This window comes from Agromyces cucurbitae (assembly GCF_058349945.1).
Map to the genome: position 1 here is coordinate 206,333 of NZ_JBYRES010000004.1, position 19,676 is coordinate 226,008.

General features: G+C 72.8%; 16 protein-coding genes. 4 read left to right on the forward strand and 12 right to left on the reverse strand.

All coding sequences use genetic code 11. From position 1 onward, the window contains the following. Positions 1 to 16: 16 nt before the first annotated feature. Both dxr and AC3RJ6_RS15580 read right to left on the reverse strand, forming a co-directional pair. Entirely contained in the window at positions 17 to 1,108 is a 1,092-nt protein-coding gene (gene dxr, locus AC3RJ6_RS15575) for a 1-deoxy-D-xylulose-5-phosphate reductoisomerase (RefSeq protein ID WP_491428014.1), read from the reverse strand. 61 nt (positions 1,109 to 1,169) lie between these two features. Next, the gene (locus AC3RJ6_RS15580; RefSeq protein WP_491428015.1) at positions 1,170 to 1,808 is read right to left on the reverse strand and encodes a 4'-phosphopantetheinyl transferase family protein; all 639 of its coding nucleotides are present in this window, start codon (positions 1,806 to 1,808) and stop codon (positions 1,170 to 1,172) included. Between the two features lie 81 nt (positions 1,809 to 1,889). On the opposite strand from AC3RJ6_RS15580, the gene AC3RJ6_RS15585 reads away from it, so the two are divergent. Then, a complete protein-coding gene (locus tag AC3RJ6_RS15585; RefSeq protein ID WP_491428016.1) occupies positions 1,890 to 2,639 on the forward strand; it encodes a lysophospholipid acyltransferase family protein in 750 nt (249 codons plus the stop codon). Positions 2,640 to 2,746: 107 nt separating this feature from the next. After that, positions 2,747 to 3,706, forward strand: coding sequence for a hypothetical protein (locus AC3RJ6_RS15590; protein WP_491428017.1), 960 nt, complete (start codon positions 2,747 to 2,749; stop codon positions 3,704 to 3,706). Positions 3,707 to 3,745: 39 nt separating this feature from the next. On the opposite strand, the gene AC3RJ6_RS15595 is transcribed toward AC3RJ6_RS15590, so the two are convergent. Beyond that, on the reverse strand, positions 3,746 to 4,222 hold the full coding sequence (locus AC3RJ6_RS15595; RefSeq protein ID WP_491428018.1) for an OsmC family protein: 477 nt from the start codon (positions 4,220 to 4,222) through the stop codon (positions 3,746 to 3,748). A gap of 68 nt (positions 4,223 to 4,290) precedes the next feature. Between AC3RJ6_RS15595 and gabT the strand changes: the two genes are divergently transcribed. Beyond that, the gene (gene gabT, locus AC3RJ6_RS15600) at positions 4,291 to 5,682 is read left to right on the forward strand and encodes a 4-aminobutyrate--2-oxoglutarate transaminase (RefSeq protein ID WP_491428019.1); all 1,392 of its coding nucleotides are present in this window, start codon (positions 4,291 to 4,293) and stop codon (positions 5,680 to 5,682) included. Between the two features lie 4 nt (positions 5,683 to 5,686). Then, a complete protein-coding gene (locus AC3RJ6_RS15605; protein ID WP_491428020.1) occupies positions 5,687 to 6,676 on the forward strand; it encodes an asparaginase in 990 nt (329 codons plus the stop codon). A gap of 196 nt (positions 6,677 to 6,872) precedes the next feature. Here the strand turns inward: AC3RJ6_RS15605 and AC3RJ6_RS15610 are convergent, their stop codons facing one another. The 9 genes from AC3RJ6_RS15610 to AC3RJ6_RS15650 form a co-directional block, all read right to left on the reverse strand. Then, complete coding sequence (locus AC3RJ6_RS15610; RefSeq protein ID WP_491428340.1) at positions 6,873 to 7,655, reverse strand: ABC transporter permease; 783 nt, start codon at positions 7,653 to 7,655, stop codon at positions 6,873 to 6,875. 116 nt (positions 7,656 to 7,771) lie between these two features. After that, complete coding sequence (locus AC3RJ6_RS15615; protein WP_491428021.1) at positions 7,772 to 8,683, reverse strand: ABC transporter permease; 912 nt, start codon at positions 8,681 to 8,683, stop codon at positions 7,772 to 7,774. Position 8,684: 1 nt separating this feature from the next. Continuing rightward, positions 8,685 to 9,881 (reverse strand): ABC transporter ATP-binding protein, encoded by a 1,197-nt coding sequence (locus AC3RJ6_RS15620; protein WP_491428022.1) that lies wholly within the window; start codon positions 9,879 to 9,881, stop codon positions 8,685 to 8,687. Between the two features lie 2 nt (positions 9,882 to 9,883). Continuing rightward, the gene (locus AC3RJ6_RS15625; RefSeq protein WP_491428023.1) at positions 9,884 to 11,098 is read right to left on the reverse strand and encodes an ABC transporter substrate-binding protein; all 1,215 of its coding nucleotides are present in this window, start codon (positions 11,096 to 11,098) and stop codon (positions 9,884 to 9,886) included. 129 nt (positions 11,099 to 11,227) lie between these two features. Next, positions 11,228 to 14,344, reverse strand: a complete 3,117-nt coding sequence (locus AC3RJ6_RS15630; RefSeq protein ID WP_491428024.1) for an FtsK/SpoIIIE domain-containing protein — start codon at positions 14,342 to 14,344, stop codon at positions 11,228 to 11,230. Positions 14,345 to 14,443: 99 nt separating this feature from the next. Continuing rightward, a complete protein-coding gene (locus AC3RJ6_RS15635) occupies positions 14,444 to 15,103 on the reverse strand; it encodes a hypothetical protein (protein WP_491428025.1) in 660 nt (219 codons plus the stop codon). After that, positions 15,100 to 17,349: a transglutaminase TgpA family protein gene (locus AC3RJ6_RS15640; RefSeq protein ID WP_491428026.1), complete on the reverse strand. Its 2,250-nt coding sequence runs from the start codon at positions 17,347 to 17,349 to the stop codon at positions 15,100 to 15,102. Before AC3RJ6_RS15640 ends, AC3RJ6_RS15635 begins: the two co-directional genes overlap by 4 nt. 38 nt (positions 17,350 to 17,387) lie before the next feature. After that, on the reverse strand, positions 17,388 to 18,701 hold the full coding sequence (locus AC3RJ6_RS15645) for a DUF58 domain-containing protein (RefSeq protein ID WP_491428027.1): 1,314 nt from the start codon (positions 18,699 to 18,701) through the stop codon (positions 17,388 to 17,390). Beyond that, positions 18,698 to 19,669 (reverse strand): AAA family ATPase, encoded by a 972-nt coding sequence (locus tag AC3RJ6_RS15650; RefSeq protein ID WP_491428028.1) that lies wholly within the window; start codon positions 19,667 to 19,669, stop codon positions 18,698 to 18,700. Before AC3RJ6_RS15650 ends, AC3RJ6_RS15645 begins: the two co-directional genes overlap by 4 nt. Positions 19,670 to 19,676 lie beyond the last annotated feature (7 nt).

Genomic DNA, 19,676 nt, shown 5'->3' on the forward strand with positions numbered 1-19,676 from the left:
GCGTGCTGGGCGCCGGCTATCGATCCGCTGAGCGCGCGATGCGTGCGTCGGCCGCGCGTCGGGCGGCCGACTCGGCGGCCGCGAGCGACTCGAGGGTGACCTGGCCGGATGCCTCGTGGTGCTCGACGACCTCGCGCACGGTGTCGACGATCTCGAGGAAGCCGATGCGCCCGGCGTGGAACGCGGCGACGGCCTGTTCGTTGGCGGCGTTGAAGACGGCCGGGTACTCGCCGCCCGCTCGGCCGACCTGCTTCGCGAGCCGGATCGCGGGGAACGCCTCGTCGTCGAGCGGCTCGAACGTCCAGGTCTGCGCCTGCGTCCAGTCGATCGGCCGCCCCGCGGCGGCGACCCGGTTCGGCCAGTCGAGGCCGAGCGAGATCGGCAGTCGCATGTCGGGCGGCGACGCCTGCGCGATCGTGGAGCCGTCGACGAACTCGACCATGGAGTGGATCATCGACTGCGGGTGCACGACGACGTCGATGCGGTCGTAGTCGACGTCGAAGAGCAGGTGCGCCTCGATGACCTCGAGTCCCTTGTTGACGAGCGTCGCCGAGTTCGTCGTGATCACGAGCCCCATGTCCCAGGTCGGGTGGGCGAGCGCCTCAGCCGGGGTCACGTCGACGAGCGACTCGCGGCTGCGCCCCCGGAACGGGCCGCCCGACGCCGTGAGGACGAGGCGTCGGACCTCGTCGTCGGTGCCGGAGCGCAGCGCCTGCGCGATCGCCGAGTGCTCGGAGTCGACGGGCACGATCTGCCCGGGCTTCGCGAGCCGCGTGACGAGGTCGCCGCCGACGATGAGCGACTCCTTGTTCGCGAGCGCGAGGGTGGCCCCGCGTTCGAGCGTCGCGACCGTCGGGCCGAGCCCGACCGACCCCGTGATGCCGTTGAGCACGACATCGGCGTCGACGTCGCGAACGAGCTGCACCGCCTCGTCGATGCCCACGGCGGTGTGTTCGACCCCGAACTCCGCCGCCTGCTGCGCGAGCAGGGACCGATTCGAGCCGACCCCGAGTCCGACGAGCTCGAACCGCTGCGGGTTCGCCCTGATGACGTCGAGGGCCTGCACGCCGATGGAGCCGGAGGAACCGAGGATGATGACGCTGCGCACGTGTCCACCCTAGGGCGCCGGGCCGTCGACCCGCAGGGACGATGCCGAGCCGACCGCCCGGTCAGACGAGCACGGCGACCGAGGCGACGACCGGATCGGGGACGCTCAGGTCGTGGAACCTGACGCCACGCCAGCCCGGCCCGAACTCGGGCACGGTGTGCTCGATGCGGCCGAGTCCGCCGTCGTCGCCCGGCATCGTCAGCGCGAGCGTCGACGGCTCGACGAATCCCGTGTGACCCATCGCGCGCAGCAGCGCCGATTTGCGCGCCCAGAGCACGGCTCGCGCGCGGGCGCGCGCATCGGGCTCGAGGAGCGCGAGCGCGGCGCGTTCGCTCGCGTGCAGCGCCGCCTCGTCGACGGACTCGCGCAGGCGATCGCCCGCGGGTTCGATCCCGACGCCCACGCGCCGGCTCGTCGCGGCCGCCGCGACCACCACGTCGTCGGCGGCGCCGACGTCGACGAACCACGGCGCGCCCATCGGTGTCGTCGGGTACCCGACCGAGGGCCTGCCGTGGCGGCTGCCGCAGACCTCGCATGTGTGGACGAGCTCGACGTCGTCGGCGGGAACCCCCGAACCGCGCGCGACGAGCCGGCGCAGCACGGCGTCGGGCCCGGGCCCGCGACGGCCCCGGGCCGCGACGAGCACCCGGGTGTCGCCGCCCGCGAGCTCGATGAGCTCGCCGTCGCCGATCGGTTCCATGCCCCGATTCTCGCGCATGAGCCGCCGGGGACGCGCAGCCGCAATATGCCGCTCGTCGCATATCGCCGCTCGTATGGTCGGATGGTGAGTGCGCCGTCGGTCAAGCAGGTCAGACAAGGTCCCGTGTACCGGATCTTCCGCGGCATCCTGAAGCCCCTCGTCCGGCTCGTCTACCGCCCGACGATCACCGGAGCCGAGCACGTTCCGGCGTCCGGACCGGTGATCCTGGCCTCGAACCACCTCTCCTTCGTCGACAGCATCGTGATCCCGCTCGCGTCGCCGCGGCCCGTGCAGTTCCTCGCGAAGTCGAGCTACTTCACCGGCACCGGGTTCTCGGGCTGGCTCTCGCGAACCTTCTTCGGTGCCATCGGCGCCGTGCCCGTCGAACGCGGTGCGGGGTCGCAGGCGCAGGAGGCGCTCGACGCCGGTCGCGGCATCCTCGAGGGCGGCAACGCCTTCGCGCTCTACCCCGAGGGCACGCGCTCCCTCGACGGGCGCCTCTACCGCGGTCGCACGGGCGTCGCGTGGCTCGCGCTCATGACCGGGGCGACGGTCGTGCCCGTCGGGCTCGTCGGCACCCAGGAGATCCAGCCCGTCGGTGCGAAGTTCCCCCGGGTGCGACCCGTCACGGTCCGCTTCGGCGAGCCGATCGACGTCTCGCGCCACGGCGCCGCGACGAGCGGCCGCGCGCGCCGCCAGGCGACCGACGAGATCATGGCCGCCATCCACGCCCTCAGCGGCCAGGAGCTCGCCGGCGTCTACAACGAGGCGCCGCCGCAGGGCACTCTCGCCAAGCTCGCCGACAAGGTCGTTCCGCGCGAGCGCATCTGACGCCGGCAGGGCGACGCGTCCACCGGCCACCCCGCACCGGGCGATCTCACAGCCAGTGCGGGCACTCTTCCAGCCTCGCGCCGCCCGCACCCGGTATCGTCGCTCCGGTGACCCCACCGAAGCCCGTCGCCCGCATCGCGCGAACCGCGCGACTCGTCGCCGTGGCCGCGGTCGCCGTGCTCGCACTCGCCGCATGTGCGCCGGCCGGCCCCGCGGGGCCGGCATGGGACGGCGGTGCGGCGAACCGTGCGGCCCCGACCCCCGAGTACGAGATCCCCGAGGCGACGACCGCGTTCGACCCCGGCTTCATCGTGAGCGACGACGCGTTCTACGACAGCGGGGCGATGTCGGTCGGCGAGATCCAGACGTTCCTCGACGGCATCGACTGCCGCCCCGAGGACGACTCGCCGTGCCTCGCCGACTACCGCCAGTCGACGACGTCGCAGCCGGCGGTCGGCGGTGCGCACTGCGCGGCCTACGACGGCGAGTACCGCGAACGGGCCTCGGCGATCATCGCCAAGGTCGCGACGGCGTGCGGCATCAGCCCGCGCACGCTGCTCGTGCTCCTGCAGAAGGAGCAGTCGCTGCTCACCCGTCCGAGCGCCGACGGCTACCTGCGCGCGACGGGATACGGCTGCCCCGACACGGCCGACTGCGAGCAGAAGTACTTCGGGTTCTTCAACCAGGTGTACAACGCCGCATGGCAGTTCCGGCAGTACACCGAGCAGCCGAAGCGGCAGTACCGCATCGGCGAGGTGCGGGTCGCCTTCAACCCCGATTCGGCGTGCGGCGGCACCAAGGTCGCGATCCGCAACCAGGCGACCGCGAACCTCTACAACTACACGCCGTACCAGCCGAGCGACGCGACCCTCGCGGACCCCGAGACGGGCGACGACTGCTCGGCGTTCGGCAACCTCAACTTCTGGCGGCTGTGGCACCGCTGGTTCGGCGACCCCGAGGCCGAGCGCTACCCCGGGTTCCTGCCCGAGTGCTCGCGCCTCGTCGGCGGACACCCCTGCCCGCCCGGGCCGGCGCTGCCGACCCGCCCGGCACCGCCCGTCGAGTAGTCCACCGGGCCCGACCCGCGGGCCCCCGGCGCTCGCGGCTCAGCCGGCGACGACGACGGTCGGCTCGTGGCGCACCGGGAAGGCGACCGAGGCCGCGATGAAGCACTTCTCGGAGGCCTCCGCGTGCAGCCGTTCCGCGAGACCCAGCATCGAGGCATCCGCGACGGTCACCCGCGGGCGCAGGACGACCTCGGTGAACGCGCCGCCCCCGCGGCCGTCCTCCTGCATCGTGCCGACCGCGTTGTCGGCGTAGGCGCACACGACGACGCCGTGGTTCGTCGCGACATGCAGGTACGAGAGCATGTGGCACTGGCTGAGCGACGCGATGAGCAGGTCCTCGGGGTTCCAGCGCTCGGCGTCGCCGTGGAAGACGCGGTCGCTCGACCCGGCGATCTCGTGCGCCTTGCCCGCGGCCCGCACCACGTGCCGCCTGCTGTAGTCGCGGTACCCGCTCGTGCCGGTACCGCGATCGCCCAGCCACTCGACCTCGACCTCGTACTCGTGCCGCCCAAGCATGCCGACTCCTCTCCGTCGTCGATTCTCCCGCGTCCGCTCCGGTGTCGCGGCGATATGGTGGAGGCACCATGACCGACTCGCCAATCGAAGCCCAGCACGCTCCCGCACAGACCGCCGCCGCACCGGTGTACACCGTGCCGCAGGAGCGAAAGATCGTCACCGCCGTTCCCGGCCCCAAGTCGCAGGAGCTCCAGGCCCGTCGCGCGAGCGTCGTCTCGGCCGGCGTCTCGAGCGCCCTGCCCGTCTTCATCGAGCGTGCGAACGGCGCGATCCTCGTCGACGTCGACGGCAACCAGTTCGTCGACTTCGGCGCCGGCATCGGCGTCACGACGGTCGGGCACACCGAGACCTCCGTCGTCGCGGCGGCCGCCTCGCAGCTGCAGGACGTCATCCACACCCTCTTCACGGTCACGCCGTACGAGGAGTACGTGCGAGTCGCCGAGCTGCTCGCCGAGCACACGCCCGGCAACTGGGCCAAGAAGACCGTGCTCGTCAACTCGGGCGCCGAGGCCGTCGAGAACGGCGTCAAGATCGCGCGCAAGCACACCGGCCGCCGCGCCGTCGCCGTGCTCGACCACGCGTACCACGGACGCACGAACCTCACGATGGCCATGAACTACAAGGCGATGCCCTACGGCACCGGCTTCGGCCCGTTCGCGGGCGACGTCTACCACGCCCCGAGCTCGTACCCGTACCGCGACGGCCTCTCGGGCGCCGACGCGGCCGCGCGCACGATCGCGTACCTCGAGAAGGTCGTCGGCGCGTCCGACCTCGCCTGCCTCGTCGTCGAGCCCATCCAGGGCGAGGGCGGGTTCATGGTGCCGGCCGACGGCTTCCTGCCGATGCTGCAGGCCTGGTGCACCGAGCACGGCGTCGTCATGATCGCCGACGAGATCCAGTCGGGCATGGCCCGCACCGGCCGCTACTACGCGAGCGAGCACTTCGGGTGGGAGCCCGACCTCGTGCTGAGCGCGAAGGGCATCGCCGGCGGCCTCCCCCTCGCCGCGGTCACCGGCCGCGCCGAGATCATGGACGCCTCGCACCCCGGCGGCCTCGGCGGCACGTTCGGCGGCAACCCCGTGGCGTGCGCCGCCGCGATCGCCGTGTTCGAGGCGATCGAGCAGAACGACCTCCTCGCGGAGGGCCGCCGCATCGAGGCGACCCTCACCGCCGGCCTCGAACGGCTGCGTCAGCGCTACGACGTGATCGGCGACATCCGCGGCAAGGGTGCGATGATCGCGATCGAGCTCGTGCAGCCCGGCACGCGCGAGACGACGAAGGCTCCGAACGCCGAGGCGGTCGGCTCGCTCGTCGCGTACGCCGCGCAGCAGGGCGTGCTCTTCCTCAGCGCGGGCACGTACGGCAACGTGCTGCGGTTCCTCCCGAGCCTCGCCATGAGCGACGCCCTCATCGAGGACGCCCTCCGAGTGCTCGACGACGGCCTCGCGGCCCTCGGCTGAGCCCGTGTCCGGCACGTTCTCCGTCTCCGATTCCGTCCAGCTCGCCGTGGTCGAACGCAGTGGTTTCATCGAGTCCAGGCACGCCGGCTCAGCCGTCGTGCTCTCCCCCGAGGGCGAGGTCGTGCGTTCGCTCGGCGACGTCGCGACCCCGGTCTTCCCCCGCTCGGCGCTGAAGCCGTTCCAGGCCGTCGCCGTGATGACCTCGGGCGTGACCCTCCGCGGCGAGGACGCGGCGATCGCGATGGCGAGCCACTCCGGCACCGCCGCGCACGTCGCCCTCGTCGAGGGACTGCTCGCCCGCGCGGGCATTCCCGAGTCGTCGCTCGGGTGCCCGCCCGCGCTGCCGGGCGACCGGGTCGCCCGCGACGAGCTCATCCGGCGCGACGCCCCGAAGCGCCGCGCCTACATGACGTGCTCGGGCAAGCACGCCGCCATGCTGCTCGCGTGCGCGGCCAACGAGTGGCCGCTCGACGGCTACCTCGACCCCGAGCATCCGCTGCAGAAGCGCATCCTCGACGTGCTCGAACGCCTCACCGGCGAACGGCCCGCGGCGACCGCGATCGACGGCTGCGGCGCGCCCGTGCACGCCGTGAGCCTCACCGCGCTCGCCCGCGGCGTGCACAAGATCACGACCGCGCAAGCCGGATCGCCCTTCGCCCTCTACCGCGAGTCGGCGGCGCTCACCGCCGGCGCGCGCGAGCACGGCTGGGCCGTCGCCGGCCCGGGCCAGCCCGACACCGTCGCGATCGAGCGGCTCGGGGTCTTCGCGAAGTTTGGTGCCGAGGGCGTCATGATCATGTCGGCACCCGACGGCGCGACCACCGCCGTCAAGGTGCTCGACGGCTCGAACCGGGCGTCGACGATCATCGGCCTGCGACTGCTCGCGGCCGCCGGCGCCGTCGACGACGCGGCGATCGACGAGGCGCAGACCGAGCTCGACCTCTGGGTCATGGGCGGCGACCGCCGCGTCGGCGAGATCCGCGCGACCGTCTGACCCGCTGCTCGGCGCCGACGAGGGATGCCTCGGTGGGAGGCTCTCCGCCGAGGCATCCCTCGTGCATCGGCGCCGGCGGGCGACGCCCGCGGCTGGGCGCCTCGCCCGACCATGCGGCGAGCCGGCACGAGAACGAGGATGCCCCGGCGAGAGCGATCTCGCCGGGGCATCCTGGTTCGTGCGGGATGAACCGGGGTCAGCCCAGCTTCGCGAGCCGCTTCTGGCGCGCCGCCCGCGAGACCTGCGCGCCGACGACGAGCACGAGCGCGATGATGAACACCGCGGACGCGATCACGTTCGCCTCGGCGGGGATGCCGCGCGCGGCCGAGATGTAGATGTACTTCGGGAACGTCGACACCGAACCGGAGTTGAAGTTCGTGATGATGAAGTCATCGAAGCTCAGCGCGAACGACAGCAGCGCCGCCGCGGCGATGCCCGGCATGAGCAGCGGGAAGGTGACCCGCCAGAACACCTGCGCGGGCGACCCGTACAGGTCGCGCCCCGCCTCCTCGAGCGCCGGGTCGAGGCTCGCGACGCGGGCCTTCACCGTCACCACGACGAAGCTGATGCAGAACATCGTGTGCGCCAGGATGATCGTCGTCATGTCCTTCGCGACGCCGGCCGCGAGGAACTGCGCCGCGAGGCCGGCACCGAGCACGACCTCGGGGGTCGCCATCGGCAGGAACAGCAGCAGGCTGATCGCCGAGCGCGCCCGGAACCGGTACCGCACGATCGCGATCGCGATCATCGTGCCGAGCACCGTCGCGGCGACCGTGGCGACGAGGCCGATGATGATGCTGTTCGCGAACGCCTCGCACACGGCGCCGCCTTCGACGTTGCAGACGTTGATCCACTTGTCGAAGGTGAAGCCGCGCCACGAGATGTTCGACTTGATCGAGTCGTTGAAGCTGAACACGAACGTGTACGCGATCGGGATCAGCAGGAACACGAAGGCGATGACGGTGTAGACCGGCAGCAGCCAGTCGCCGAGCCCGAGGCGGCGCGGGCGCACCCGCCCGCCGGCCGGCTTCTGCGCGTCGAGCTGCTCGTTCTCGCTGAGACCGCCGAGGACGGCGGCCGCCTGGACTTCTCCGCTCACAGCAGGTCCTCCGTTCCCGAGCGCTTCACGTAGATGCCGACGAGCACGAGGATCGCCGCCATGAGGATGATCGACAGCGCCGCCGCGGCCGGGTAGTTGAGCAGCACGAGGAAGTTCGCCTCGATCACGTTGCCCATCATCTGGGTGTCGGGCCCGCCGAGGAAGTCGCGGCTCGCGTTCACGTAGTCGCCCGCAGCGGGGATGAACGTGAGCAGCGTGCCGGCGACGATGCCGGGCATCGACAGCGGGATGGTGACCTTGCGGAACACGTGGAACGGGCTGGCGTAGAGGTCGCTGCCCGCTTCGAGGTACCGCACGTCGAGCCGCTCGAGCGTCGTGTAGAGCGGGAGCGTCATGAACGGGATGAAGTTGTACGTCAGACCGAAGATGACCGCGAACGGGGTGCCCGTGAAGTGCGCATCGGGTGCCATCAGCGACAGCGCCTTGAGCGACGTGATGATGAACGACTCGTCCGACAGGATCTGCTTCCACGCGAGCGTGCGCAGCAGGAAGCTGATGAAGAACGGGGCGATCACGAGCACGAGCATGAGGCTCTGCAGGAGCGGCCAGCGGCGTGCCTTGACGCCGATGAAGTACGCCAGCGGGTAGCTGATCACGAGCGCCGCGATCGTGGCGACGAGCGCGTAGCCGAACGAACGCAGGATGTGCGGCCAGTACTGGTTGACGACGTCGACGTAGTTCTGCCAGTTGAACGCGTAGTCGTACACGCCGATGTCGCCGAACTCGCTCGGTGCCTGCAGCGACGTGAGGATGAGCGAGACCAGCGGTGTCAGGAAGAACAGGACCAGGTAGGCGATACCGGGCAGCAGCAGGAACAGCGCGATGGGGCTGCGCTTTCGCTGTGCCTGCGGCTGCGCCTCGGCGGTCGAGAACGCTGCGAAGGCCATGTCAGTGCTCCTCGAGCTCCGAGACGAGTGCCTCGCGGTGCAGCGCGGCGAGCGACGTGGTCGACGCGTCGTCCTGGAAGCGGGCCTCGTCGGGGTTGTCCTCGAGCCCGAAGCCGTGCTCGACGGCCCAGCTCACCCACACCTCGGTGCCGAGGCCGGCGACCGGACCGAAGCCGATGTTCTGCGCGAACACCATGACCGTGCCGTGCCCGGGGATCTCGATGAGGTACTGCGTGCTCACGCCGGAGAACGACACGTCGACGACGCGGCCGGCACCGAGCACGTTGCGGCGCGCGTCGGCGACGGGTGCATCGGTGTGCAGCGACACCTTCTCGGGGCGGACGCCGACGGTGACCTCGCCCTGGTGCCGTTGGGCGCGGGCCGTGGGCACGATGATGCGGGCCCCGGCCGACTCCACGGTGATCGCGTCGGCGGTCGTCGACACGACCTGGCCGGTGAACAGGTTCGACTGGCCGAGGAAGTTCGCGACGAACGCCGTGCGGGGCAGCTCGTAGAGGTCTTCGGGCGCACCCATCTGCTCGATCGCGCCCTTGTTCATGACCGCGACGGTGTCGGCCATGGTCATGGCCTCCTCCTGGTCGTGGGTCACGTGGAGGAACGTGAGGCCGACCTCCTCCTGGATCGACTTGAGCTCGAGCTGCATCTGGCGGCGCAGCTTCAGGTCGAGCGCGCCGAGCGGCTCGTCGAGGAGCAGCAGTGCCGGACGGTTGACGATCGCGCGGGCGAGGGCGACGCGCTGCTGCTGGCCGCCCGAGAGCTGCTGCGGCTTGCGCTGGGCGACGTGGTCGAGCTCGACGAGCTTGAGCGCCTCGTGCGCCTTCGCCATCGCGTCGCCGATCTTGCGGCGCTTGAGGCCGAACGCGACGTTCTCGATGATCGTCATGTGCGGGAAGAGGGCGTAGCTCTGGAACACCGTGTTCACGGGTCGTTCGTGCGCCCGGGTGCTCGTGACGTCGTTGCCGCCGATGAGGATGCGGCCCTGCGTGGGCTCCTCGAGCCCGGCGACGAGCCGCAGCGTCGTCGTCTTGCCGCAGCCCGACGGGCCGAGCAGCGCGAAGAACGACCCCGCGGGGATCTTCAGGTCGAGGTCCTCGATGGCGGTGAAGCCGGGGAACCGCTTCTGGATGCCGACGAGTTCGAGGTCGGCGCCGCGCTCGGCGAATTCTCGGATCGCCATCGTCACGAGCCCAGCAGGATGCTCTGGAACTGCGCCTGGTACTTCTGCTCCTCGGCACCCGAGAGCGAGCGGAAGATGTGCGCCTGCTGCAGGGTCTCCTCGTTGGGGAAGATGAGCTGGTTCTCGGCGAGCTCGGGGTCGATCTCGATGGCGGCCTCCTTCGCGCCGACGACGGGGGTGATGTAGTTCACCCACGCGGCGACCTCGGCGGCGACCTCGGGCTCGTAGTAGTAGTTGATGAGCGTCTCGGCGTTGGTCTTGCGCGGCGAGCCGATCGGCACGAGGAAGTTGTCGTTCCACAGCGTGCCGCCCGCCGAGGGCAGGGCGAACTCCCACTTGTCGCCGGCCTCGGCGTTGATGACGGTGATGTCGCCCGACCACACGATCGCGGCGAGCGTGTCTTCGCTCTTGAGGTCTTCGAGGTACGAGTTGCCCTTGATGTTGCGGACCTGGCCGTTCTCGACCTGCTCGCGCAGGATGTCGATGGCGGCGGTGTACTCTTCGTCGCCCCAGTCGCCGGCGATGTCGGTGCCGTTCTCGAGCATGATGCAGCCCATGGTGTCGCGCATCTCGCTGAGCACGCCGACGCGGCCCTTGAGGGACGAGTCCCACAGGTCGGAGACGCTCGTCAGGCCGCCGGGGATGGCCTCCTTGTTCCAGGCGATGCCGGCGAAGCCGCCCTGCCACGGCACCGAGTACTCGCGGCCCTTGTCGAAGTCGGGGTCGCGGAGCGCGGGGTTGAGGTTGGCGAGGTTCGGCAGGTTGTCGTGGTTGAGCTTCTGCGCGTAGCCGAGGCGGATCCAGCGGGCGATCATCCAGTCGGTGAGCACCGCGGTGTCGGCGCCGATGTCCTGGCCGAGGGCGAGCTGGTCCTTCACCTTGCCGTAGTAGGTGTTGTTGTCGTCGACCGCGACGTCGTAGTTGACCTCGATGCCGGTCTGCTCGGTGAAGGCCTGGAGCGTGGGGTAGTTGCCCGCGTCGTCTTCGTCGATGTACGCGGCCCAGTTCGCCCAGTTGAGCGTCTTGTCGGTCGCCGACTGGTCGGCGGCCGCGGTCGGCTTGGGCTTGCCGCCGCCGGTCGAACAGGCTGCGAGTGCGAGGGCGGTCGCGCCGGCACCGGCGCCGGCGAGGAGGGTGCGACGATTCAGCTGCGAGTTGCGCGCCTGGGCGATCAGCGAACGGATCATCGGGTCTTGAGGCAGGGGCCGAGGGCTCACGGGGGACTCCATTTCGGTTGCAAGCGCATACGGGGTGGGATGATCCTGACACAGCAGAACCCCGATCGGCAGTACATGGTGTCCGAATCGTTAATATCTGAGAACGATCTGCACGGAATCAGTGCCGGTTCACGATTTCGGCAGCGGATTCGGTTGCACCGACTCCTCGAACCAGGTGATCCGGTAGGCCGCGCGGCCCGGTTCCTTCGCCCAGCCCTGCCGACAGCCCTCGTCGAGGAGCGGCGGCAGCGACCGATCGCCCACGAGCGCGCGGTACTCGGGGGGCCCGCCGCGCACGAGCACGGTCGCGCCGTCCCGGACGGCGGCCGCGAGCGACCAGTTCGCGGTCCACCCGTCGACTCCGCCGACGAAGGCGCGGGCCGGAGCCGGTGTCGGCGACGGCGACGCATCGACGGCCGCGGGCGCCGTCGCCGGTGCACCCGGCATCGCGGGCACGACCGGCACGACCTCGACGCCGAGCCCGGCGAGCACCTCGGCGTCCCCGGCCGGATCGACGGTCACGACCGCGTAGCTGCGGCCCTGGGCGAGCTGGAACCGCGGGGCCCCGTGGAGAGGTCGGGGCCCGAACCGCTCGACGTCGTCAGTCGGCGCCGGTGGCGGGGCGAACTCCTCCACGTGCGCACCCCGTGCGGCCGGTGCCGCGGACGAGCCGGGCGAGTCGGGTACGGCGGGTGCGGCGCACTGCACCCGGTGGCCGCGCCACTGCCCCGAGCCCGGCGGGTCCTCGGCGCGCCAGAGCTCACCGACTCCCCCGGCCTGCAGCAGGTCGGGCCGGGTCGGATGCCGCAGCAGGAGTCGCGCACCGAACGCGTCGCGCAACTCATGCGGAACCCCGAGCCACTGCACCGCCGAGGCGGCGACCGCCACCCCCTGCGCCCGCCCCTCGCGCAGCAGCCGGCCGAGCCGTTCGATCGCGGCCGCCCGGTGGTCGTCGGGCCAGTCGCGGAACCTTCGGTCGAGGTCGTCGATCAGCACGAGGCGCGGGAGCCGCGAACGTTCGGCGCGCGCCGCGAGCCCGTCGGTGAGCGTTTCGAGCACGTCCCAGACGCGGCTGCGTGCTCCGCCCAGTTGCACGACGGCGCCGGCACCGTGCCGCCGCGCAGCCGCCCGGCCGATCGCGGCGAGCGCTCCGGACCGACCGCTGCCCGGCATGCCGGCGACGAGGAGGTGCCCGTCGGCACTCGCCCGCCAGGCGGCGACTCCACGACGCTGCCGCTCGGGTTCGTCGACGAGCCCGAAGGCGAGTGCCGCGCCGGCCGGGCCGTCGGCGGACTCGCCGTTCGCCGAGGTCGCGATGAACAGGTCGAGCTCCTCGGCCGTGAGCGTCGTCGGCAGCGGGTCGAGCCACGGGCGACGGGCGCGCCCGCGTCCGGCGGCGGCGACCTTCGCGCCGAGCACGGCGGCCTGGTCGGCGACCGCCGACTGGAAGAGCAACGGTTCGCCGTCGCCGCGGTCGATCACACCGCGACCCGGCGCATCGGGCGGGATCGCGGCGGCGGCCTCGGTGCCGACGACGGCGAGGCTGTCGGAGCGCTGCATCACCCTGAGCGACACGCGGATCGCGCAGTTGGCCGCGACCTGTTCGCGCACGACGCCGTTGGGACGCTGCGAGGCCAGCACGAGGTGCACTCCGAGCGAACGCCCGCGCGCGGCGATGTCGGCGATCACCGCGCCGAGCTCGGCGAACTGCTCGATCATCGCCTGGAACTCGTCGACGACGATCACGAGCCGGGAGAGCTCGACGCCGTCCGCGAGTTCGCGCACGTCGCGCGCCCCGGCCGCCGCGAGCGCCGATTCCCGGTGGCGCAGTTCGGCGCGAAGGCTCTCGACGGCCCGGCGCGACTCGGCGCCGTCGAGGTCGGTGACGATGCCGGTCACGTGCGGAAGCTCCCGGATGGGCTCGAACGCGGCACCGCCCTTGAAGTCGACGAGCAGGAACGACACCTCCGCCGGCGCATACGCACGCGCCATCGCGGTGAGCCAGGCGAGCAGGAACTCGCTCTTGCCGCTGCCGGTCGTTCCGCCGACGAGCGCGTGGGGGCCGTGACGCACGAGGTCGAGCTCGAGCGGACCCGCGGCGGTGCGGCCGACCGGTACGACGAGGCTGCCCCGTTCGACGCCGCGGCGATCGGCGGCCGGGGCGGGCAGCTCGGCGAGCGCGACCCGCGCTGGCAGCTGCGAGGCCCCCGGCGCCGAGAGTCGCTCGGCGACCTCCGCGGCCGACTCGCACCACGCGCGTGCGGCCGCACGCGACACGAGCACGGGTTCGACCGTCGCGGGCGATGCTCCCGCGCCCTCGACGAGCGCACGCCCCGGCCCGAGCAGTCGCACCACGGCGCCGACACCCGGCGGGACCACCCGGGCCTCCGTCGCGACGAGGATGCGCGCCGCTGCGGGTGCCGCGGCCTCGCGCGCCTGGTCGGGGTCGGCCTCCGCGTCGATCACCCGGATCGGTGGCGCGAACGGACGCCCGCCTCGGGCATCCTGGCGTCGTCGCGACCCCGGGTCGTCTCGGCCGCCCGGCGCCGCGGCGTGCGGCAGTCGCGCGGCCCACGCCCACTCGGGTGATCGCGGGAGTTCGAGCCCGACCGCCAGCGGATCGGCCCGGTGCGTGCACGCCACGAGCGCGGCCCTCGCCGCGGCCCGCGCGAGCTCGATCGGCCCCACGAACGCGACGCCGTGCGAGGCGTCGACGACGACGGGCGCGCCCGTGAGACGGGCGGCGGCTTCGAGCAGGCCGCGGTCGCGGGCATCGGCGACCACGCCGTCGACCCGTACCCGGCTGCGGACGCTGCCGGTGCCGACGACCACCCGTCCCGGCCCGTCGCCCGTCCACGCGGGTCGCACCGCACCGGCGACGAGACCTGCCGGCGACGGGTCGGCGCGCCATGCCGCGCGCCGCTCCTCATCGTGACGGGCGTCGACCTCGGCCTCGAGCTCGGCGAACCGGGCGGCGCGCTCGCCCTCGGCGCGACGTCGACGTCGTCGGGACTGCCGTCGTGCGTCGAGCACCGAGGCGACGGCCACGAGGGGCCCGAGCGCGGCGAAGGCGAGCGAGTACATCGACCCCGTGATCGCCCACAGCGCGAGCGCCCCGGCAACCGGAGCCGCCACGGCGAGCATCGGGAAGCCCGGCCGCTCGGGTTCGGGGGGCGCTGCCGGCAGGCGCAGCGGCAGGTGCGCGGCGGGCGCGTCGGGCAGGGCGGGAAGATCGGTCGGGTCCACCCGGCCATCCGACCACCGGCCCGGGTACCGGACTTCGCGTTCGCCGCACGCTGTGCACGCGCGCGCGTGCTGCGCGCCTGTGGAGGACGGGTCGGCCGATCAGTCGACGGAGAAGTACTGCTCCGCCATCTCGACCCGGCTCCCGCGGGGCACGAGATACCGTCGGCCCGGCTCGCAGCGAACCGCCCCGTCATCTGGGCGCCGCACGACCGTGCCGTTGCTCGAGAACCGGTCGGCGACCCAGAGCGCGCCGTCGTGCTCGCCGAACTCGAGATGGGTCTTCGACACCGAGAGGGTGTGGTCGGCGATCTGCACGAGGTGGTCGAACCGTTCGCCCGGCTGCGGCATGGGCTTGCGCCCGATGAGGCCCGACCCGAACACCGTGCGCGTCTCACCCGTGCTGAACCGCAGCGAGAAGTGCGGGCGACCGGGCTCGCCGGTCGCGGGGACGGCCTCGGACTCCGCGTCGCCCGCCGTGCCGTCGGCGGGCCGGCCCGCATCGCCCTCGGGCGCCCCGTCGGACCGGTCGGCGACCGGCGGCTCGGCGATCGGCTCGGCCGCGCGGAAGCCCTCGACCGGAACGCTGATCACCCCGCTGTTGCGCTGGGACTGCCGCGGCAGTCGCTCGACCCGCGTGGTGTCGCCGGGACGGGGGTCGGGGCGGCGGCGCGACTCGGGGGTCGCGCTCGTCGAGCTGCCGCACTCGCCGCAGAACATCGCGTCGGCAGGCAGCTCGGCACCGCAGATCCGGCAGTTCACGTACGGGCTCCTCTCCGGCTCACAGCGTACCCGCCGAGGGAGTTGAGCGAGATCGCCGCCCGCAACCGGTCGCGGGCGCTGCGGGAGACCCCGAGGCGCCGGCGGAGCTCGTCGACCGTCTCCCACACGCGATGGTCGTCGCCGTCGCCCGGGCCGCCGGGCGCGTAGACGGCCCGGTCGACGACCGAGGCCAGCACGAGCGGCGCGAGGCCGCCGACGGTCGCCGCCTGCTCGGCACGGGTCGCGGTCGGCACGATCGCGTATCCGTAGTCGGCCGCCGAGTCGGCGAACTCGAGCCACCCGCCCTCGATGCGCTCGACCGCCGTCGGCGCACGGCGGCGAACACGACGCCGACGCTGCTTCGCGACGACGATCGCGACGAACGGGCTGCACACGGCGGCGACGCCGACGAGCGCGATCCCGGCGACCTCGAGGCCGGCGAGGAGCGCCTGCAGCCAGTCGTCGCCGTCGTCGCCCTCGTCGGGCGTCGACCCCTGCGCGGACTCGTCGTCGAGGAGCGGCGTGCGGTCAGCAGGCGGGGGCAGCACCGACTCGGGACGGGCGACGACCTTCGGCCGCTCGGGCTCGCGCGGCGGAATCGGTCGCGGTTCGGGGTTCGGGTCGACCGGCAGCCACGACCCGTCGGAGGCCTGAACCTCGATCCATGCCTGCCGATCGGCGCTCGTGAAGCGCACGGCCCCCGTCGCGGCATCCCGTTCGGTGCCCGGGCCGGGGAGGTAGCCGACGACGACCCGCGCCGGGAAGCCGATCTGCCGGGCCATGAGCGCGGCGGCCACGGCGTACTGCTCGCCGTCGCCGATCATGGGCTGCTCGGTCATGAGCTCGTCGATCCGGTCGAGGGCGTGCCCCGACCGGCTCGGCGCCTCGCCGTCGAGCCCGTGGCTCACGTAGCCGTCGTGCCGGAATCCGGCGATGACGCCCGCGAGCCGCTCACCGGGCGTTCCGCCGGTCGGCGCCCACGCGTCGAGCACGTCGCCGAGGCGCGCCGGGAGCTCGGGCAGCGGGGGCAGCACGCTCGTGCCCGGCTCGATCGACGAGAGGTCCTCCGGCGACGTCGGCACGACCGAGACCGCGACGTAGCGATCGCCCTCGCGGAGCCCGCCGACGACCGCGCCCGTGCCGGTCACGTCGTTGTAGAAGTACGACTCGCCGAGCCGGTCGGCGCGGGGCCCCCCGAACTCGATCCGCTCGAGCCGGCCGATGCCCGGCACCCAGACGTCGCGATACCCCTCGACGACGACGTCGATGCGCTCCGTCGTCCCGCCGTCGGCGGGCTGGTCGAGCCGGTACGGCACACGGCTGAACCGGCCCGACGGACCGTCGCCGTCCGATCCGCCGACCGAGTAGACGATGCCGTCGTAGGTGTCGAGCACCGCCACGGAGAGCCCCGCCCCGTCGGGGAGTCCGCGCACCTCGAGCATCGGGTCGTCGTCGACCTCGGGGGCGAACGCCGTACGGAATCCCGCGAGCGGGCTGTCGTGGTCGTTCGGCTCGAAGGGCGGCTGCAGTTCGGCCCGAACGACGTTGCGCGGCGGGGTCGGCAGCGCGACGGCCGCCGCCGTCGCACCGACGAGGGCGACGGCGACGATGGCGGATGCCCCGAGCACGCGCCGCGCGTCGGCGAGCGTCACCTCGAGCGGGCGGCCGCCCGCGATCGCGCGCCGCTCGGCGATCGCGATGCGCACGAACCAGGCGACGGCGGTCGCGAAGAACGCGAGCCCGGCCTCGAGGGCGAAGTCGTCGTGCACGACGCCGAGCCCGATGCCGGCGAGCAGGAGGGCCGCCGGCGGCAGCACGGCCGCGGCGGGGCGCACCGTGCGCAGCGCGATCGTCGTCGCGAGCGTCGCCGCGACGAGGCCGCTGAGGAACGGCGGCACGAGGAGCGCCTGGTACGAACCGACGGGAACCGCGATCGTGACGAGCTGCTTCCACGACAACGCGGCGCCCGTGACGAGCTCGGCGAGTCCGTCGGGGGTCGGCAGCACGCCGAAGAGCGCTCGGTCGGGCACCGCGGCGGGCACGCCGAGCACGAGGTAGGCGGCGACGACGCTCGAGGCGACGAGCCAGCTCGGCCACGACCAGCGCGCCCCGGCCAGACCGATGCCGCAGCCGGCGAGGATCGCGGTCCCGGCGGCGACGAAGAACGCCGGGCTCTCGTAGACGGGCCACCACGGGATCATCGCGGCGACGAGCATGGCCGCGACGAGCGCGACGCTGAGGGCCACCGACCAGCCTCGGCCCGGCCCGAACCCCAGACGCCCGCTCATGCGATCGAAGCCGATCTCGCGAGCATGGCGCGCAGGTCCTCGAGGTAGCCGATGCCGAAGACCGTGAGGCCGCTGACGGTGCGCGCGGTCGGCTGGGACTCGGGCGAGCACTGCACCGCGACGACCTCGACGCCGAACGGCACGCGGCTCGCGGCCGAGCGGAGGGGCGCGACGCCGCGCGCCGACCCGGTCACGAGGAAGACGAGCGACAGCCCGTGGAGGGTCTCGGCGGCGCTCCGCGCGACGTCGGGCAGGAGCGCGGCACGTTCGTCGCGCTCGACGAGGCAGAGCGCGTCGACGAGCCGATCGCGCGACACCGTCGGCAGCTCGCGCATCGCGCCCGTCCGGCCGGCGCCGTTCCCCGAGACGACGAACGCGACGCTGCGCGCGTCGCGGATGGCGCGCGCCCCGACGGACGCGGCCGCGCCGACCGCGAGCTCGAACTCGGCGTCGTCGGCGTAGGCGCCCGGATCGAGGTCGAGCAGCACCATGAGCCGGCTGCGCCGCGACTCCTCGAACTGGCGCACCATGAACGTCCCGGTCTTCGCGCTCGACCGCCAGTGGATGTAGCGACGGTCGTCGCCGGGCACGTACTCGCGGAGCGCGTGGAACGCGATGTCGCTCGTCGTGAGATCGCGCGTCGGCGACCCCTCGAGATCGCGGATGAAGCCCGTGCTGAGGGCCGACACGGCGACCGTGCGCGGATGCACCCGCAGCTCGACGGTCTCCGACCAGACGATCTCCCGGCGCATGAGGCCGATCGGATCGGCACGCACCGTGCGCGCGGGCCCGATCGGCACGACGCCGCGACGGTCGGTCGGGATGCGGAGCTCGGCATCGACCGTGCCGCCGCGGGGCAGTCCGGGCAGGACGCGCTCGATCACGCGCGACCCGACGGGCACCTCGAGCTGCACGCCGCCGAACCGACGCGCGCCGCGGTTGCTCGCGACGAGTCGCGCCTCCGCGTGATCGCCGACGACGACGCGCGGCGTCGGGAGCGACAGGTGCACCTCGCCGGCTCCGCGCCCGACGAGCCACAGCGCCGCCGCCGCGATGAGGACGACGAACGCCCAGCCGAGCACGATGACCTCGACGAGGCCCCAGCCGTAGCCGACGGCGAGCGAGACCGCCGCCGCCGCGGCGACCGACCAGCCGAGCGGTGTGACCACGCCCCGCACGGTGCCCGTCCACCGCGTCGCCGCGAGCGCGACCGCTCCGGCGGCGCGCACCGCGCGCGCGATGACGACCGCGAGCAGGCCCTGCTGCCTGGCCTCCTCGGGGATCGTCGTGCGCGTTGCGGAAAGGCTCACACGGCCTGCTTCGTCGATGGCGGGGGCGTCTCGATGAGCACCTGCGCGACGAGGTTCGAGGCGGTCACGCCGTCGAACTCCGCCTCGGGGTCGAGGATGAGCCGGTGCGCGAGCACCGGCTCGGCGAGCGCCTTGACGTCGTCGGGCACGACGTAGTGGCGCCCGCGGCCGGCAGCATGCGTCTTCGCCGTGCGGATGAGCGCGAGCGCGCCCCGCACGCTCACGCCGAGCCTGACCTCGCGGGCCGTGCGACTCGCGTCGACGAGGCGCGAGACGTAGTCGTGGATGGTCGGATCGACGTAGACGGTGCGGGCCAGGGCGGCCAGCTGCACGACCTCGTCGGCGTCGACGACCGACTCGACCCGGTGGGCGTGCGCACGCTGGTCGGCGCCCTCGAGGATGCGGATCGTCGACGCGTGGTCGGGATACCCGATCGACGTGCGCATGAGGAACCGGTCGAGCTGCGCCTCGGGCAGGCGATACGTGCCGGCCTGCTCGACGGGGTTCTGGGTCGCGATGACCATGAACGGGTGGCCGACGGGGTGGGTCTGGCCGTCGACCGTGACCTGTCCCTCCTCCATGACCTCGAGGAGCGCGGACTGCGTCTTCGGGCTCGCGCGGTTGATCTCGTCGGCGAGCACGATGCTGGCGAAGACGGGTCCCGGGTGGAACTCGAAGGTCCCCTCGCGCTGGTCGTAGACCGTGACGCCGGTGATGTCGCCGGGCAGCAGGTCGGGCGTGAACTGCACCCGGTTGCTCGTGCCCGAGACCGACTGGGCCATCGCACGGGCGAGCGAGGTCTTGCCCGTGCCGGGGACGTCGTCGAGCAGCAGGTGCCCCTCGCTGAGCAGGGCGGTGAACGCGAGCCGCACGACGCGGTTCTTGCCGAGCAGCACCTCCTCGACGGCGCCGACGAGTCGGTCGAGCGTGGCCGCGAATCCGGCGGCCTCATCGGGGGTCATCGTCATCGCTACT

Coding starts and splice junctions, on each gene's coding strand:
- AC3RJ6_RS15595 (WP_491428018.1), bottom strand. CDS start 4,222: ATGCTTGGGCGGCACGAGTACGAGGTCGAGGTCGAGTGGCTGGGCGAT.
- AC3RJ6_RS15580 (WP_491428015.1), bottom strand. CDS start 1,808: ATGGAACCGATCGGCGACGGCGAGCTCATCGAGCTCGCGGGCGGCGAC.
- AC3RJ6_RS15650 (WP_491428028.1), bottom strand. CDS start 19,669: ATGACGATGACCCCCGATGAGGCCGCCGGATTCGCGGCCACGCTCGAC.
- AC3RJ6_RS15615 (WP_491428021.1), bottom strand. CDS start 8,683: ATGGCCTTCGCAGCGTTCTCGACCGCCGAGGCGCAGCCGCAGGCACAG.
- gabT (WP_491428019.1), top strand. CDS start 4,291: ATGACCGACTCGCCAATCGAAGCCCAGCACGCTCCCGCACAGACCGCC.
- AC3RJ6_RS15585 (WP_491428016.1), top strand. CDS start 1,890: ATGGTGAGTGCGCCGTCGGTCAAGCAGGTCAGACAAGGTCCCGTGTAC.
- AC3RJ6_RS15620 (WP_491428022.1), bottom strand. CDS start 9,881: ATGGCGATCCGAGAATTCGCCGAGCGCGGCGCCGACCTCGAACTCGTC.